The organism is Halobacterium yunchengense (assembly GCF_037031165.1).
Classification (GTDB): Archaea; Halobacteriota; Halobacteria; order Halobacteriales; family Halobacteriaceae; genus Halobacterium; species Halobacterium yunchengense.
On sequence record NZ_JAYEZL010000001.1, the window covers coordinates 302657 to 317705 of the forward strand.

Sequence of the window (15049 nt, forward strand, 5' to 3'; positions counted from 1 at the left end):
GAAAGACACTCCCGGCCGGCGCGCGAACCGGCCCGCATGGAGTACGAGGAGCCGCTGTTCTTCCGCGTGATGGAGTACGCGGCCGGCGCGGACCGGGACGTCGTCGACATGGTCTCGGGGAACCCCGACTGGGGGTCGCCGCCGGCGCTCGCGGCGGGCCTCCGCGACTACGCCGACGCGGGCGGCGAGGCCTTCCAGTACCCACCGAGCGAGGGGCTGCGGGCGCTCCGCGAGGAGATCGCGGCGCGCCGCGGCGTCGACCGCGAGCAGGTCGTCGTGACGAACGGCGCGGGCGAGGCGAACTACCTCGCGATGGGGCGCGCGCTCGAGCGCGACGCCGGCAGCGAGGTCGTGATGGCCGACCCCGTCTATCCCTACTACCCGGGGAAGGTCGACATGCTGGGCGGCGAGCAGGTGTTCGTGGAAGCGGACGCCGACGGCGGCCTCGACCCGGGGGACGTCCGCGACGCCGCGAGCGAGGACACCGCGTGCATCGTGGCGACGACGCCGAACAACCCGACGGGCGCGGTGTACGGCGAGGCGACGATGCGCGAACTCGTCGCGGTCGCCGAGGAGTACGACGCGCTCCTGGTCAGCGACGAGGTGTACGACCACTTCGACTTCTCCGGGCGGTTCACGTCCGCGCTCGCGTTCGACTCGCCGAACCGCGTGGTGGTGAACTCCTTCTCGAAGTCGCTGGCCGTCACGGGGTTCCGCGTGGGGTACTGCGTCGCGCCCGAGGCGCACGTCGACGCGATGAAGTCCCGGCACATGCTCACGAACGTCGCCACGACGCGGCCGGGACAGGCGGCGGTGCTGCACGCGCTCCGGAACACCGGCCCGGACTACTACCGGGAGAACCGCGAGCGGCTGGCGGCCCGCGTGGCGACGTTCACGGACGCCCTCGACGACGCCGGCGCGGAGTACACGGAGCCGGACGGCGGCTTCTACGTGCTCGCGCGGTTCCCGGACTTCCCGGGGACCCTGGCGAACACCTTCGAGCTCGTCGACGAGGCCGGCGTCGCCGGCATGCCGGGCTCGGGGTTCGGGCGCAGCCGCGGGGACTGGCTGCGGTTCGCGCTCGTGACGCCGCGCGTCGAGGAGGCCGCCGAGCGCCTCGCGGACTACTTCGCCGGGCGGTAGCTCGGCGGGGCCAGGCGCCGCCACGAGTCGCGGGGTCGGCGGCCCGTCAGTAGCCGCCGGCGTCGGAGAAACACCGGCCGCAGCGGTGGGCGTCGAAGTCCTCGACGGCGCGCTCGACGCGCACCGCCCGGATCTGGTCGTGGGAGACGCCCTTCGTGGCGCCGCACTTCGAACGGCTGTGGGGGTTCTCCACGCCCTTCTTGTGTACCGTTCGAGTGCGTTCGTTCAGCACGCCCTCCATGCGTGTCACTCACAGGCGCCCCCGGGTTAACTGCTCTGGCCAACCACTTCGGGATGCGCGCGGCGTGGCGACCAGCGAGTTCCCAGATTCGGCCGCCGCGACCGACGGATTCACCCCGCTGGGACGCCGAAGGACCCGCATGGACGACATCGAGGTCGAGGCCGTCGACTCCCTCGACCCCGGCGTGGCGACCGGCACCGCGGAGTACGTGCTGTACGGCGGGAAGGGCGGCGTCGGGAAGACGACGATGGCGGCGGCGACCGCGCTGGCGTCAGCGAACGAGGGCACGGCGACCCTGGTCGTCTCCACGGACCCCGCGCACTCGCTGTCCGACACGCTGGAGTTCGACGTGCCGGGCCGTCCCGCGAGGGTCCGCGACGACGTGCCGCTGTGGGCGGTCGAGATCGACCCCGACGACGCGCTCTCGCAGGCGGGGGTGTTCGGCCAGGACGGCGGGTTCGCGGGCGGCCTCGACGAACTGCTCGGCGGCGCGGCGGGCGGCGCGGGCGGCGATCCGGCGATGCTGCCGGGCGCCGACGAGGCCGCCGCGATGCAGCTGCTGCTGGAGTACATGGACGACGAGCGCTTCGACCGCGTCGTCGTCGACACCGCGCCGACCGGCCACACGCTCCGCCTGCTCGAGCTCCCCGAGGTGATGGACTCGCTGGTCGGCCGCCTCGTGCAGTTCCGCGAGCGACTCGGCGGCGTGCTGGACGGCCTCACGGGGATGGTCGGCGGCGACGACCAGCACTCCGAGGCGGGGCTCGGCGACCTCGACGACGTGAGAGAACGCGTCGAGCGCCTGCGCGCGGTGCTCACGGACCCGACGCGGACGGACTTCCGCGTCGTGCTCGTGCCCGAGGAGATGAGCGTCCTCGAGGCCCAGCGGCTCGCGGCCCGCCTCGACGAGTTCGGCGTGCCCGTCGGCACCGTCGTCGTGAACCGCGTGATGGAGCCGCTGGCGGACGTCGCCGACGTCCCCGCGGAGGCGTTCGTCGAGCCGAACCACGAGGACTGCGCGTTCTGCGCGCGCCGCTGGGACGTCCAGCAGCGGGCGCTCGCGCGAGCACAGGACCTCTTCCGCGAGTACGACGTCAAGCGCGTCCCCCTGCTCGCCGAGGAGGTCCGCGGCGAGCGGCCGCTGCGCGTCGTCGCCGCCTGCCTCGACTAGCTACCCGCTGAACCGGCGGGCCAGCGCGTACCCGGCGTCCAGCCAGCGCTCGGGGAGGAACCGCGCCATGACGCCGACCTTCCCCGCGCGGCCGACCGGGTACCGCGCCCTCGGGTCGGGGCTGACCGCGGCCTCGGTGATCACCTCCGCGACCGCCTCGGGGGACACCGCGCCGAACCCGTTCACGGCGCTGGCGTCCTCGAAGAACGCGTACAGGGACTCGTAGGCGCCGCTGTGGTCGAGGCCGTCGACCTCGTCCTCGGCGCGCTCCTGGAAGGACGTCTCCACGGGCCCGGGTTCCACGACCGCGACGTCGACGCCGTACTCGTCGACCTCGCCGCGGAGCGCGTCGCTCATCCCCTCGAGCGCGAACTTCGAGCCGTTGTACGCGCCCATGCCGGGCGTCGCGACGCGGCCGGCGACGCTGGAGACGTTCACGATGGTGCCGTCCTCGCGCTCGCGCATGTGGGGGAGCGCGGCGCGGATCAGCCGGTGGGGGCCGTAGACGTTCACGTCGAACTGCCGGTGGAGTTCCCGGGTCGGCACGTCCTCCAGCGGCCCGAGCTGGGCGTAGCCCGCGTTGTTCACGAGGCAGTCCAGGCGGCCGTGCTCGTCGACCACGCCGTCGACGACGTTCTTGCACTGCGCGGGCTTCGTCACGTCGAGTGCCGCGGTCTCGCAGCCGGCGTCCGCGAGCGCCTGCACGTCGTCGGTGTCGCGCGCGGTGGCGACGACCGTCCACTCCTCGGCGAGCAGCGAGCGCGCCGTCGCGGCGCCGATGCCCGACGAACACCCGGTGATGAGCGCGACCTTCTCCATGCACGTGGCGTCGCGCGCGCCGCAGTTAAAGGGTCGAGTCGTCGAGCGACGACCGGCGGTCCCGCTTCAGGTCGTCGGCCATCGCGTCCGCGAGCCGCGTCGGCGCCGGGAGCTTGTAGCCCGTGCAGGTCGCCTCAACGACGTCGACGGTCGTCTCCGCGCCGACGCGGTGGCCGGGACTCACGAGTAGCGGGTTCACGTGCCGTCGCTCCGGGTTCGGGTACTGCCGGGACTGGAAGGCGTGCCCGATGACCGTGCCGTCCGGCGCGTCCACGCTGTCGTCGGCCTCGACGGGGACGCGCGCGCCCTCCGGGAGAGGGGCCTCGAGGGGGTCGCGTGGCGTCCCGCAGAGGAGGTTCTTCGCGACGCCGACCGCCGGCACGTCGAAGAGCACGCCGACGTGCGTCGCGATGCCGGCCTGCCGGAAGTGGATGCGGCCGCTGCCGTCCAGCACCAGGACGTCCGGCTCGACGGCCAGCGACTCGAGTGCGTCGACGATGGCGCCGCCCTCGCGGAACGCCAGCAGGCCGGGGACGTACGGCAGGTCGAGGTCGGCGCGGCCGGCCGCGCGCTCGACGACGACGCCGTCACGGACCGCGACCGCGGCGCTCACCGAGTCGTCGTCGCCGACGAACGCCTGGTCGACGCCCACCACGACCGGCGCGTCGCCGTCGGCGCCGTCCAGCGTCGCCTGCTGGCCGGGTTCGGTCGTCGCGTCGCCGGTCGCGTCCACCGGCGTCTCGTCGAGCGCGAGCGCCGCTACGTCGAAGCCGTGGTCGTCCGCGAACGCGGCGTCGGCGGCGATGTCGCGCTGCAGGGCCTCCATCTCCGCCCGCGACCGGCCGGGGTCCGGGAGGTACTCCGGGCGGACGACGTCCATGTCAGGGGCCGCGGCGCCGCCCCGGGCCGCCGGGGCCGCCCGGACCGCCGCCGCCGAACTTGAGCTGGCGGGGCGCGCGCTCGCCCTCGCGTTTCAGCTTCGCGCCGTACAGCAGGCCGATGCCGAGCCCGGCGAGGTGCGCGAGCTGCGCGACGCCGCCCGCGCCGATGCCGCCGACGGAGGAGACGAAGATGCTGTAGCCGGCGAACAGCAGCGTCGCGAGCCACAGCGGCATCGGCAACACGAAGTAGAGGTAGATGCGGAGGTTCGGGTTCAGCACCGTCAGCACGCCCATGAGCGCGGCGATGGCGCCGCTCGCGCCGAGCACCGCCGAGCCCGTCGCGCCCGTCAGCGGCTCCCCGTACCACGCTGGGTGCGTGAGGAGCGCGGCGCCGACCTGCGCGAGGCCGGCGAGCGCGCCCGCGGCGACGAACAGCCCGACGAGCTTCGCGGAGCCGATGCGCTTCTCGACCACCGGCCCGAAGAAGTACAGCACGATGCTGTTCAGGACGATGTGGCCGAAGCCGCCGTGCGCGAACACCGAGGTCACCCACGTCCAGACCGCCAGCGGCTCGTGCGTGTTGATGGTGAAGAGGTCGAACCACTGCTGGCTGTAGGCCGGGAAGCCGAGCGCGGGCGCGACGAGGTACTGCAGGAGGAACGTCAGCCACATCAGCGCGAGCAGCGTGAACGCGACGTTCCCGCGGAAGTACCCGAAGAAACCGCCCGGACCGGTGTCCACGGGCACCTTGTCGGCGAGGCCGCTCGACCCCGCGCGTCCAGTCTGGTCGACGCTGTCGTCGAACCCGCTGTCGAAGACGCCGCCGGGGTCGTTCCAGTTCTCCAGGCCCGGACAGTCGTGGTTCTCCGGGAGCCTGTGTTTCGAGCAGTACGTGCCGCCGCAGAGCCGACACTGGTACGGCATCGACTCCTGCTCGCCACACCGGTCACACTTCGCCATTGACGTGGGCTTGGGGAGGCCCGTGGTTATCAGTTTGGGTCGCCGACGGACCGGCCGGAACGCGGCGTCAGCGGTCGACGGCCGCGTTCGGGCACGGACTGCGGCGACGCGGTCGAGGAGGCGCGGACCCGCGACGACGAACGCCGACCGCGACAGCCGGGGGGCTTTTGCGGGTGCCGCCGGTAGGTCGCGTATGCGCGAGTTCGAGCGGAAGCGGCTCCTGGAGCGCGTCGACCGGGAGGCCGCGACGGTGGGGGCGTCCATCCCGGAGACCATCGAGGTGCAGGGCGAGGAGCTCGACCTGCAGTCGTTCGTCTTCGAGGTGAAACGCGCCGACAGCGTGCCGGCGGACCGCCACGAGGAGGTCGAACGCGCGAAGAAGCTGCTGCGCCGCGAGCGCATCGAGCGCCGCGAGCGACTCGAGGACGGCGACGTCACGCGCGAGGCGGGCGAGGAACTCGCGGACGCCATCGTCGGCATCGACCGCGCGCTGAACGCCCTGGAGTCGCTGGGGCCGACGGACATCGAGGCCGAGATCGAGGCCCGGGAGCGCGCGGACTCGAAGCGGTGGTTCTCGTTCCTGAAGGAGGCCCTCGGCCACGACAACGACGAGGGGATCAGGCGATGACGGGCGGCGCGCGCCGGGCGTCCCGGGAGGGCCGGCGATGAGCCGGAACAACGAGGTGGCGGCCGTCCTCGAGGAGTACGCGGACCTCCTGGAGGCCCGGGGCGTCGACTACAAGCCGAACTCGTACCGGCGCGCGGCGTCGAACGTCCGGGACTACCCGGAGGCCGTCGAGGACCTCGCCGCCGAGGGCGAGGACGCCGTCCAGCGCATCGACGCGGTCGGCGAGTCCATCGCGTCGAAGATCGCGGAGTACCTCGAGACCGGCGAGATCGCGGAGCTGGAGGCGGAACGCGAGGAGCTCCCCGTGGAGATGGCGGAGCTGACCGCCGTAGAGGGCGTCGGCCCGAAGACCGTCAAGAAGCTCTACGACGCGCTCGGCGTGCGGACTCTCGACGACCTCGAGGAGGCCGCCGAGGCCGGCGAGGTCCGCGAGGTCTCGGGGTTCGGCCCGAAGACCGAGCAGAACATCCTCGACCACCTCTCGTTCGCGCGGGAGGCCCAGGAGCGAGAGCTCCTCGGCGACGCCCGGCCGGTCGCCGAGGACGTGCGGTCGTTCCTCGCTGGCGTCGACGGCGTCGAGCACGTCGAGATCGCGGGGTCGACGCGGCGCTGGCTGGCGACCATCGGCGACGTCGACGTGCTCGCGGCCAGCGACGCCGGTGAGGCCGTCGGGAAGGCGCTCGCGGACTGGGACCGCGTCGACGAGACCACGGACCTCGGCCCGACGAAGACGAGCGTCCGCATGCGCGACCTCCGCGTCGACCTCCGGGTCGTCGTCGACGAGGAGTTCGGGTCGGCGCTCCAGTACTTCACGGGCAGCAAGGCCCACAACGTCACGCTGCGCACCTACGCCATCGAGCAGGGCAAGAAGGTCAACGAGTACGGCGTCTTCGACGTCTCCGACGTCGACGACCCGGACTCGGGCCAGCGCGTCGGCGAACTGCTCGCCAGCGAGACCGAGGCGGACGTCTACGAGGCGCTCGGCCTGCCGTGGATCCCGCCGGAGCTCCGCGAGGACCGCGGCGAGGTCGCGGCCGCCGCCGACGACGCCCTCCCCGACCTCGTCGACGTCGGGGACGTGCGCGGGGACCTGCACGCGCACACCGAGTGGTCGGACGGCGAGCTCTCCGTCCGCGAGCTCGTGGCGGCCGCCGCGGAGTTCGGCCACGACTACCTCTGCGTCTCCGACCACGCCGAGGGCCCGGGCGTGTTCGGCGACAACGGCCTCTCCGACGACGGCCTCCGCGAGCAGGCCGACGAGGTCGCGGCCGCGCGCGAGGACGCCGACATCGAGGTGTTCCACGGCGTCGAGGCGAACGTCGCCGCGGACGGGACCGTCGCGGCGACCAGCGACGACGTGCTCGCCGACCTCGACCTCGTGGTCGCCAGCCCGCACACCGCCCTCGGCGACGACGGCGGCGACCAGACCGACCGCCTCGTCCGCGCGGTCGAACACCCGCACGTCGACGTCCTCGGCCACCCCTCCGGGCGCCTCATCAACGACCGCCCCGCGATGGAGTTCGACCCGGCGGCGCTCGGCGAGGCCGCCGCGGCCGCCGGCACCGCGCTCGAGGTCAACAGCAACCCACGGCGGCTCGACCTCTGGGGGAGCGCCGTGCAGGCCGCCGTCGACGCGGGCGCGACGGTCGCCGTGAACACGGACGCGCACTCGGCCCGCGAGTTCGAGTTCGTCGAGTACGGCGTCCACACCGCGCGCCGCGGCTGGGCCGAGGCCGGCGACGTGCTGAACGCCCGCGACGCCGACGGCGTCCGCGAGTTCGTGTCGTGAAGCTCCTGGTGGACGCGATGCTCGGCGACGTCGCGCGCCTCCTCCGGATGTGCGGCCACGACGCCGCCTACGCGCTCGACCGCGGCGTCGAGTCCGACGAGGAACTCCGCGACCTCGCCGCGCGCGAGGCGCGCACGCTCGTCACGCGCGACCGCCGGCTCGCCGCCAGCGTCGACGGCGCCGTTCTCGTCGACGCGACGGACGCCGACGGACAGCTCCGCGACCTGGCCGCCGCGGGCGTCGACCTCACGCTCGCGCCGGGCGAGCGCTGCGGGGCGTGCAACGGCCGGCTGGAGCGCGCGGACGCCGACGCGGACGTCCCGGCGTACGTCAGCGACGACGCCGACCCACTCTGGCGGTGCGCCGACTGCGGCCAGTACTTCTGGTGTGGGAGTCACTGGCGGGACGTCGAACGCCGGCTGGCGGACCGCTGACCGCGACGGAGAACAGCGAGCAGTTACTGGTCGTTGCGCTCCCACCACTCGCAGGCTTCCATGTCGGCCATCTCCTCCTCGTAGAGCCCGCAGTACGGCTGCATGCCGTCGCCCGTGTCCGTGTACTCGAAGTGCGTGCAGTTCCCGCAGTACTTATCGGGCGTCGGGCCGCCCGCGGACGGCCGCTCGTCGTCCAGCGGCGACGTGATGTCCCGGGACGCCGCGCCGCCGTCCGAGACGGACGCGGTCGGCCCCGACCCTCCGGAACGCGACCCCGACCCTCCGGAACGCGAACCCCCGGAACGCGACGTCGACCGCGAGGACGTCGTCTCCGACGTCGACCGCGTGGCCGGTTCGGGCTCGCTGGCGTTCGCGCGCGTCTCCTGGTCGGGGTCCTCGACGCCGCCGAACACGCCGACGCCGCCGAAGCTCCCGGACGCGAGCTTCTCGCGAGCGCTCGCGACGTCGTCGGCGGGCACCTCGACGGTGTGGGTCTCGCCGTCTTTCGTCACCGTCAGCGTCACCGTGCCGCCCGGGTCGTTGCGCGTCTTGAACGTCGCCACCGCCGTGAACAGACACCAGAACGTCACGATGACGCCCGCCGCGTACACGAGGATGAACGCCAGCGTCGACGTCGTCGGCACGCCGTCCGACCCCGGCACGTACAGGTAGGGGTAGGTCGCGCGGAACAGCATCACGCCGAGGATGCTCAGGCCCGCGCCGACCGCGGCCGCCGCGCGCTGCAGGCGGTTCGCCGGCAGCACCGTGAAGATGCCGACGAACACCGCCGGGACGCCCAGTCCCGCGAGGATGCCCGCGATCTCCCGGCTCTCGTACTGCCCGAACCCGTTGTTGATGAGGACGCCGGTCCCGCCCGCGAGGATGCCGCCGACCACGAGCAGCGCGCCCGCCGCGAACAGGCCGGTCCCCAGGTAGACGCGCTGCTGGCTGGCCTCGCCGGCGCGCCGGTCGTAGGTCTCCCCCAGGCTAGTCATGGGAGCCGCTTGCACGTCCAGGGTAAAAACAGTACGTCAGACGTTCCACCGTCTGGCGACCGGCTCGCCGCGCGAGTAAGCCGAGCCTACTCGCAAACCGTGGCTCGCACGAACCGCGGCGCGGAGCGCCCACGCGGGTCGCGGCTCGCTACGCTCGCCGCTCCCTCGTACCGTGGCCTCGCTTCGCTCGGCCACGCTGCTCACGGCTCGCTACGCTCGCCGCTCGCACGAACCGCGGCGCGGACCGCCGCGTGTTCGAAAGCTTGAATCCGCGCCCCCACCAAGCCCCGCGCATGGCTGACGACAACGACGACGAAGAGGAGGCGCCCGCCGTCGAGCTCGGCGACGGCGAACCCGTCGAGGGGGCGCCCCTGCCGCGCGTCTCGGCGCGATTCACGTGGGCCCAGCAGAAGAGCGAGGTCGTCCGCAAGGAGGGCGACACGGTCGTCCGCACGCCGGACGGCCCACGGACCCTCGAGTCCATCCTCGAGGACGTCGACGTGCCGTACTTCGAGACGCGCCGGGAGTTCGAGGACGCCGTCCGCGACGCCATCGGCACCGGCCCCGTCCCCACCGAGTAACGGCGTCGCTCCCGCCGACGCGGCCGCGTTCTCCAAGCTTCTGGGAATCACCGCCCCTCCCTTTCTGTCGAGTCCGCGAAGCCGGGGGCATGACGCAGTCGACGTACGAGCGCCTCCTCTGGCGGTCCATCGAGCTCGTCGGCGCCGACGGGTCCATCGAGCGGAAGATGCTCACCGCGGTCGGCCTGCAGTTCCTCGGCGCGGCCGCGATGGCGGCGTTCGCGCTGTTCGCGTCCGGGACGCTGCAGGTCGCTGGCGTCGCCGCGACGCTCGCCCTGTCCGTGGTGGCGTTCTACAACACGTACCTGGTCGCCGAACGCGACTTCGTGGCGCCGCTGGTGGGACTGGACGACGCCGCGTCGGCCATCGCCGCCGGCGAGTTCGAGGACGTCAGCGTGCCGGACAGCGACCGGAGCGACGAGATCGCGAGCCTCGTGGCGTCCTTCGAGGCGATGCAGGCGAACCTCGCGGCGGCGGCCCGACAGGCGGACGCGCTCGCCCGCCAGGACTTCGACGACCCGGCGCTCGACGCGGACGTCCCGGGCGCGTTCGGCGCGAGCCTCGCGGCGATGGCCGACAGCCTCGAGTCGTACACGCGCGAGCTCGAGGCGAAGACCGACGAACTGGCGGCCCAGTCCGCGCAGCTACAGCGGCTCGTCGAGGAGCTCTCGGCGGCGACCGAGGCCGCCCGGAACGGCGACCTGACGGCGTCCGTGGACGCGGACGCCCTCGACGTCGGCGCGGAGTACCGCGAGGTCGCGGCGGACTTCGACGCGCTCGTCGGGACCCTGGCGGACACGGTCGCCGACATCCAGGCGTTCGGCGAGGCCGTCCTGGACGCGTCGGAGGCGACCGACGAGCGCGTCGCGGACGTCGCCGACCGCAGCGCCGCCGTCAGCGGCTCCGTGAACGAGATCGCGGCCGGCGCCGCCCAGCAGACCGAGCGGTTGAACGACATCGCGGCGGAGATGGACACCCTGTCGGCGTCCGTCGAGGAGATCGCGGCGGAGGCCGACACGGTCGCGGACACCGCGCAGGCGGCCGCGGACCGCGGCGAGGCCGGTCAGGAGGCCGTCGAGGCGACCATCGCGGAGCTGCGGGACCTCCGCGAGCAGAGCGAGGCGGTCGCGGAGACGGTGGCGTCGCTCGCCGAGGCGGTCGACCGCATCGACGGCATCACGGCCGTCATCGAGGACATCGCCGAGGAGACGAACATGCTCGCGCTGAACGCGAGCATCGAGGCGGCGCGCACGGGCGGCGACGGCGACGGGTTCGCGGTGGTCGCCGACGAAGTGAAGAGCCTCGCCGCGGAGACCAGCGACCAGGCCGGCGACATCTCCGAGCTCGTCGCCGCGGTCACCGAGCAGGCCGACGAGGCGGCCGCGGCCATCGACGACGTCAACGACGAGGTCGACCGGAAGATCGAGAACGCGGAGGGGGTGTTGCGGGACTTCGAGGCAATCGTCGACGAGGTCGCGGACGTCAACGTCGCCGTCCAGGAGATCTCGACGGCGACCGACCAGGGCGCGGCGTCCACGACGGAGGTCGCGCGCATGGTCGACGAGGTCGGCAGCGTCAGCGAGGAGACCGCGGCGGAGGCGGAGACGGTCGCCGACGCGGCCGATGACCAGACCGCGGCCGCCGACGACGTCGCCGGCCAGATGTCGGCGCTCGCGGACCGGACCGCGGCGCTGGCGGCGATGCTCGACGAGTTCGAGGTGCCCGAAGGCGCCGGGACCGAGGGCGGCTTCGACGCCGACGGCGGTCCCGCCGACGGCCCGACCGATCGGGGCGGAGACACTCCCGTCGTCGGCGCCGAGGACGCGACTGCGGCCGTCGACGCCGCCGGTCGGTCGAGCGCGGCGACGGACGGCGGCGCGGCCGACGAGTTCGACTGGCGGTCGTGAGCGGCGACGGTACGGTCGACGCGTTCGACTGGCGGTCGTGAGCGGCGGCGCGGCCGAGGGCCGGCTTCCGTCGTGAACGGCGGCGCGGTCGAAAGAGAGCGTCTGGTCCTGAGCGACGCCGCAGACGCGCCGGTTACGGGTCGGCGCGCCGCTCGGCCTCGAGGCGCTGGCAGCCGAGCGCCAGCGAGTCGGGGACGTCGGCCGCCCAGTCGTGGAGCGCCTCGAAGACGACGGCGACCTCCTCGAACCGCGGTCCGCGGGACGCGACGAGCGGGTCGACGTCCCACGCCACGAACTCGAGGTCCGCGAGCAGCGGCAGGTGGTGGTGGTAGAGGAGGGCGCGCAGCGAGTCCGGGTCGTCCGGGAGCCGGGGGTTCGCGGCGCTCGCCGGGAGGGCGACGGTGTCGTCGGGGGACTCGTCGAGGAGCGCGACGATCAGCTGTCGCCGCGGTTCGGAGGCCACCGCCCGGAACACGTCGTCCCAGCGGTCGACGACCTTCCCGGCGTCGCGTGAGGAGGCAGCCATACCCCGTAACGTAATTCGATTTTCAAAAGTGTTGTCCCTGGCCGGGTCACGGCACCGCCAAAAGCGCCGTCGCGGACTCCGGGCCGAACGCCACGACCACCCACATCAGGGCGAACAGCGTCGCGTTGTAGAGGCCGTGCGTGAGCGCCGGGACGACGATGTTCCCCGTCTGCTCGTAGATGTAGCCGAACGCGATGCTCGGCACGAACAGGATGCCGATGGTGACCGCCGCGGCCGAGAGGCTCCCGGACAGCGCGAAGATGTGCAGCGGCGCGAACGCCATCGACGCCAGCAGGATGGCGGGCCACGCCGAGAACCGCTCCCGGAGGCGGCGCTGGAGGACGCCCCGGAACAGCAGCTCCTCCCCGGGACCGATGAGCAGGAGGTTCAGCGGGATCATGTAGGGGATGATCTCGGGGTTCTCGAGGGCGGTCGTCGCGCCGGTGTTCGACGCGGCCTCCGTGGACGTGACCGCGAGCACGGCGCTGATGGCGTACAGCGCGGCGAACGCCCCGACGTACGCGCCGACCACGTACTTCAGGTCCGAGCGGTCCGGCACCGACGCGGGGACGTAGTCCCAGCCGACGCCCCGGTACCGGACGTACAGCCACGCCGTCAGCGGGAACGCGATGCCCTGCAGCGACACCAGGCTGAGGCCGAGCAACGCCACGTCCCCCAGTTCGCTCCCCGTCGCGGCGACGTACGCGTTCGCGACGACGACCCCCACTGGGATGGCGAGCGCGAACCCGAGGACCGCGAGCCCGAACGCCACGACGACCGCGCGCAGCTTCGACCCGCCGACCGACCCGGTGTCCGCACCCGCTGACTCAGTGCTCATGCCCGACTGGTTCGGTACGCGCGTCGAAAAAGCCCGGGGCCGCGGCGGCGCGTGCGGCGACGCGCCTGTCTACTACGTGCAGCGACGGGTCACTGCGTCTGCGGGACGGTCCCCTCGCGCGTGCGGGACGGGCCCGCTGCGCGTCCGCCGACGCGCCCGGCTACTGGTCGTCGCGCTCCCGGCGCTCCTCGCGGAGCGCCGACACCTGTCCTTCGAGGTTGGCGACGCGTTCCTCGAGGTCGTCCGAGGACCCGCCGCGCAGGAACTGGAGGACGGCGACGACGAGGACGAGGGGAATCGCCAGCGACACGAGGATCAGGAAGACGACCGCGAGTTCCATGCCGCCGGGCAGACCGCCGACGAAGGCTGGAGGGACCATGCGCTCGCCTACGCCGGCCACGCCGAAAAGCTATTCGAACGCCGAGAGGTCGGTCTGGACGCCCGCGACCATCGTGGACTTCCGGCGGAGCGCGGCCAGCGACACCGGCAGGTGGTCGCCGATCTCGCGGACGGCGCCGTGGAACGTCTCCGCCTCGCCGGGGTCGCCGTCGAAGGCGTTCCGCACGCTCTCCCGGACCTGCCAGACGCCGACGGGCGCCCAGTAGTCGTCGCTGACCTCGCGCAGCACGAGCGCCTTCGCCTGCCGGCCGACGTCGTCGAGGTGTTCGAGGACGCCGAGTCTGGCGGCGTAGTACGCGCCCGCCGTCTCGTCGACGTAGCCCGTCCGGCCCTCGTAGCCCTCGCTGGCGGACGCCATCCAGACGTCGCCCCCCGGGTCGGGGTTCCAGATGCTGCCCGGCGCCTTCATCTCGACGAGTTCGTACTCCCAGCGGCCGGGCGCGAGCACCACCCAGTACCGGTTGCCCATGTACTCGTTGACGTGGACGGTGACGCGGTCGACGCTCGGGTTGTCCCGGATCTTCCCGCGGAGGTACTGGCCGACGGTGTCGTCGACGGCCGTGATCGACCACCGCGTCGGGACGAGGCGGCGGTGCTGGGCCTGCCCGAGCGCGCCCACGGAGAGCACGCGGTTGACGTCGTAGACGTCGAAGCCGCGCCGGTAGAGGTACGTCATCGCGCCCTCGGCCGCCCAGTCGTCGTCCTCGAGGGTCTTCTCGACGTACCGCGGCACGTGGGGGTTCTCCGCGAGGGCGGCCGACTCGGCGGTCGCGTTCGGGCCGGAGGGCGCGTTCGCGACGGGGTTCGTGTACTCCGAGGCGTCGAACTCCGGGGTGTCCGACAGCCCGATCTCGACGTCGACCGGCCGGTCGGCCATCGCGACCTCGCGCTGCGTGCCGACGAAGCCGTCCCAGACGTCGTGGACGTTCACGCTCGCCGACCGCCGCGAGTTCAGCAGGCCCGTGCGGTACTGGAGGACGTTGTCGATGTCGAGGCCGCGGCTGTACCACTCGCCGCTGGTCGCGAACTCCTCGGGGTCGGCGTCGCCGGCGACCGGCGAGAGGATGCCCGCCGAGACGTTCGGGTACGACGACCGCCCGACGAACACGGACGGCGCGGTCGCGCCGTAGAGGGTGTCCCCCTGGACGGCGGACTGGACGCCGGACTCGACGTCGTCGAGGTACTCCAGGATCTCGTAGGACTTCTCGCCCGCGAGGCGCCGCCGCTCGGCGTCCTCGTCCGGCTGGAGCCCCTCGATGTAGTCGTCGAGTCGCACGCCCAGTTCTTGGGAGGGCGTCCACTTACCCGCTTCGCCGGCAGCGACCGCGGCCGGACGCCCCGCGGCGGCCCGGGAGCCCCGTCCGGAGACCGCCCGGGAAACGCGCCAGACCGACCGTCCGACCGTCAGTCGAATCGCTCGCCCAGCACCGTCGATCGAATCGCTCGTCCGAGACCGTCGATCGAATCGCTCGCCCAGCACCGTCGGTCGAGTCGCTCGCCCAGCACCGTCGGTCGAGTCGCTCGTCCGAGACCGTGGCGTGCGGGACGCGGACAGCCGCAATCTATATACTGCGCCGGAGTGTGGTACTAGTTAACATGCCAGTCGTGGAGCGGCTGCGCGAACGGTTCCGGGACGCCGGTCCGCCGCAGGTAGAGTGCGGGCTCTGCGCTGCGCGGTACGAGCGCCGCCCGCCGAACTGTCCGGCCTGCGGCAGCACGGAGTTCAGGGACGCCTGA

General features: G+C 72.9%; 17 protein-coding genes. 8 read left to right on the plus strand and 9 right to left on the minus strand.

What is annotated here, in order from left to right; translation table 11 throughout:
* The first annotated feature begins 36 nt into the window (after positions 1 to 36).
* Positions 37 to 1143, plus strand: coding sequence for a pyridoxal phosphate-dependent aminotransferase (locus U5911_RS01480; RefSeq protein WP_336034673.1), 1107 nt, complete (start codon positions 37 to 39; stop codon positions 1141 to 1143).
* A 46-nt stretch (positions 1144 to 1189) separates the two neighbouring features.
* Here the strand turns inward: U5911_RS01480 and U5911_RS01485 are convergent, their stop codons facing one another.
* On the minus strand, positions 1190 to 1384 hold the full coding sequence (locus tag U5911_RS01485) for a hypothetical protein (RefSeq protein ID WP_336034675.1): 195 nt from the start codon (positions 1382 to 1384) through the stop codon (positions 1190 to 1192).
* Between the two features lie 139 nt (positions 1385 to 1523).
* On the opposite strand from U5911_RS01485, the gene U5911_RS01490 reads away from it, so the two are divergent.
* Complete coding sequence (locus U5911_RS01490; RefSeq protein ID WP_336034677.1) at positions 1524 to 2555, plus strand: ArsA family ATPase; 1032 nt, start codon at positions 1524 to 1526, stop codon at positions 2553 to 2555.
* Here the strand turns inward: U5911_RS01490 and U5911_RS01495 are convergent, their stop codons facing one another.
* From U5911_RS01495 to U5911_RS01505, 3 genes are read right to left on the minus strand one after another with little or no spacing between them, the layout of a single operon-like run.
* The gene (locus U5911_RS01495; protein WP_336034679.1) at positions 2556 to 3374 is read right to left on the minus strand and encodes an SDR family oxidoreductase; all 819 of its coding nucleotides are present in this window, start codon (positions 3372 to 3374) and stop codon (positions 2556 to 2558) included. It lies immediately after the preceding gene.
* Between the two features lie 25 nt (positions 3375 to 3399).
* Positions 3400 to 4254: an endonuclease V gene (locus U5911_RS01500; RefSeq protein ID WP_336034681.1), complete on the minus strand. Its 855-nt coding sequence runs from the start codon at positions 4252 to 4254 to the stop codon at positions 3400 to 3402.
* 1 nt (position 4255) lies between these two features.
* Complete coding sequence (locus tag U5911_RS01505; RefSeq protein ID WP_336034683.1) at positions 4256 to 5215, minus strand: rhomboid family intramembrane serine protease; 960 nt, start codon at positions 5213 to 5215, stop codon at positions 4256 to 4258.
* A 193-nt stretch (positions 5216 to 5408) separates the two neighbouring features.
* Between U5911_RS01505 and U5911_RS01510 the strand changes: the two genes are divergently transcribed.
* From U5911_RS01510 to U5911_RS01520, 3 genes are read left to right on the plus strand one after another with little or no spacing between them, the layout of a single operon-like run.
* Complete coding sequence (locus U5911_RS01510; protein WP_336034685.1) at positions 5409 to 5843, plus strand: DUF5788 family protein; 435 nt, start codon at positions 5409 to 5411, stop codon at positions 5841 to 5843.
* Between the two features lie 37 nt (positions 5844 to 5880).
* Positions 5881 to 7632 carry a DNA polymerase/3'-5' exonuclease PolX gene (polX, locus tag U5911_RS01515; RefSeq protein WP_336034687.1) on the plus strand — a complete coding sequence of 584 codons (1752 nt, stop codon included), beginning with the start codon at positions 5881 to 5883 and terminating at the stop codon, positions 7630 to 7632.
* Entirely contained in the window at positions 7629 to 8066 is a 438-nt protein-coding gene (locus U5911_RS01520) for a Mut7-C RNAse domain-containing protein (RefSeq protein ID WP_336034689.1), read from the plus strand. The genes polX and U5911_RS01520 overlap by 4 nt, the downstream gene beginning before the upstream one ends.
* A 23-nt stretch (positions 8067 to 8089) precedes the next feature.
* Here the strand turns inward: U5911_RS01520 and U5911_RS01525 are convergent, their stop codons facing one another.
* A complete protein-coding gene (locus U5911_RS01525; RefSeq protein WP_336034691.1) occupies positions 8090 to 9061 on the minus strand; it encodes a cell division protein CdpA domain-containing protein in 972 nt (323 codons plus the stop codon).
* Between the two features lie 293 nt (positions 9062 to 9354).
* Here U5911_RS01525 and U5911_RS01530 point away from each other — a divergent pair, with 293 nt between their 5' ends.
* Both U5911_RS01530 and U5911_RS01535 read left to right on the plus strand, forming a co-directional pair.
* Positions 9355 to 9642 carry a DUF5789 family protein gene (locus U5911_RS01530; RefSeq protein ID WP_336034693.1) on the plus strand — a complete coding sequence of 96 codons (288 nt, stop codon included), beginning with the start codon at positions 9355 to 9357 and terminating at the stop codon, positions 9640 to 9642.
* Positions 9643 to 9731: 89 nt separating this feature from the next.
* A complete protein-coding gene (locus U5911_RS01535) occupies positions 9732 to 11549 on the plus strand; it encodes a methyl-accepting chemotaxis protein (RefSeq protein WP_336034695.1) in 1818 nt (605 codons plus the stop codon).
* Positions 11550 to 11682: 133 nt separating this feature from the next.
* On the opposite strand, the gene U5911_RS01540 is transcribed toward U5911_RS01535, so the two are convergent.
* The 4 genes from U5911_RS01540 to nreA form a co-directional block, all read right to left on the minus strand.
* On the minus strand, positions 11683 to 12075 hold the full coding sequence (locus U5911_RS01540; protein ID WP_336034698.1) for a hypothetical protein: 393 nt from the start codon (positions 12073 to 12075) through the stop codon (positions 11683 to 11685).
* Between the two features lie 46 nt (positions 12076 to 12121).
* Positions 12122 to 12913 (minus strand): CPBP family intramembrane glutamic endopeptidase, encoded by a 792-nt coding sequence (locus tag U5911_RS01545; RefSeq protein ID WP_336034700.1) that lies wholly within the window; start codon positions 12911 to 12913, stop codon positions 12122 to 12124.
* Positions 12914 to 13073: 160 nt separating this feature from the next.
* On the minus strand, positions 13074 to 13292 hold the full coding sequence (locus tag U5911_RS01550) for a hypothetical protein (RefSeq protein ID WP_336034702.1): 219 nt from the start codon (positions 13290 to 13292) through the stop codon (positions 13074 to 13076).
* Between the two features lie 30 nt (positions 13293 to 13322).
* Entirely contained in the window at positions 13323 to 14588 is a 1266-nt protein-coding gene (gene nreA, locus U5911_RS01555; protein WP_336034704.1) for a DNA repair protein NreA, read from the minus strand.
* A 320-nt stretch (positions 14589 to 14908) separates the two neighbouring features.
* Between nreA and U5911_RS01560 the strand changes: the two genes are divergently transcribed.
* Entirely contained in the window at positions 14909 to 15049 is a 141-nt protein-coding gene (locus tag U5911_RS01560; RefSeq protein WP_336034706.1) for a hypothetical protein, read from the plus strand.

What these genes read in the sequence shown, in the direction of transcription:
- U5911_RS01560 (WP_336034706.1), top strand. Translation starts at nt 14,909, where the DNA reads ATGCCAGTCGTGGAGCGGCTGCGCGAACGGTTCCGGGACGCCGGTCCG.
- U5911_RS01535 (WP_336034695.1), top strand. Translation starts at nt 9,732, where the DNA reads ATGACGCAGTCGACGTACGAGCGCCTCCTCTGGCGGTCCATCGAGCTC.
- polX (WP_336034687.1), top strand. Translation starts at nt 5,881, where the DNA reads ATGAGCCGGAACAACGAGGTGGCGGCCGTCCTCGAGGAGTACGCGGAC.
- U5911_RS01485 (WP_336034675.1), bottom strand. Translation starts at nt 1,384, where the DNA reads ATGGAGGGCGTGCTGAACGAACGCACTCGAACGGTACACAAGAAGGGC.
- U5911_RS01495 (WP_336034679.1), bottom strand. Translation starts at nt 3,374, where the DNA reads ATGGAGAAGGTCGCGCTCATCACCGGGTGTTCGTCGGGCATCGGCGCC.
- U5911_RS01490 (WP_336034677.1), top strand. Translation starts at nt 1,524, where the DNA reads ATGGACGACATCGAGGTCGAGGCCGTCGACTCCCTCGACCCCGGCGTG.
- U5911_RS01500 (WP_336034681.1), bottom strand. Translation starts at nt 4,254, where the DNA reads ATGGACGTCGTCCGCCCGGAGTACCTCCCGGACCCCGGCCGGTCGCGG.
- U5911_RS01540 (WP_336034698.1), bottom strand. Translation starts at nt 12,075, where the DNA reads ATGGCTGCCTCCTCACGCGACGCCGGGAAGGTCGTCGACCGCTGGGAC.
- U5911_RS01480 (WP_336034673.1), top strand. Translation starts at nt 37, where the DNA reads ATGGAGTACGAGGAGCCGCTGTTCTTCCGCGTGATGGAGTACGCGGCC.
- U5911_RS01545 (WP_336034700.1), bottom strand. Translation starts at nt 12,913, where the DNA reads ATGAGCACTGAGTCAGCGGGTGCGGACACCGGGTCGGTCGGCGGGTCG.
- U5911_RS01530 (WP_336034693.1), top strand. Translation starts at nt 9,355, where the DNA reads ATGGCTGACGACAACGACGACGAAGAGGAGGCGCCCGCCGTCGAGCTC.
- U5911_RS01510 (WP_336034685.1), top strand. Translation starts at nt 5,409, where the DNA reads ATGCGCGAGTTCGAGCGGAAGCGGCTCCTGGAGCGCGTCGACCGGGAG.
- U5911_RS01505 (WP_336034683.1), bottom strand. Translation starts at nt 5,215, where the DNA reads ATGGCGAAGTGTGACCGGTGTGGCGAGCAGGAGTCGATGCCGTACCAG.
- U5911_RS01550 (WP_336034702.1), bottom strand. Translation starts at nt 13,292, where the DNA reads ATGGTCCCTCCAGCCTTCGTCGGCGGTCTGCCCGGCGGCATGGAACTC.
- U5911_RS01525 (WP_336034691.1), bottom strand. Translation starts at nt 9,061, where the DNA reads ATGACTAGCCTGGGGGAGACCTACGACCGGCGCGCCGGCGAGGCCAGC.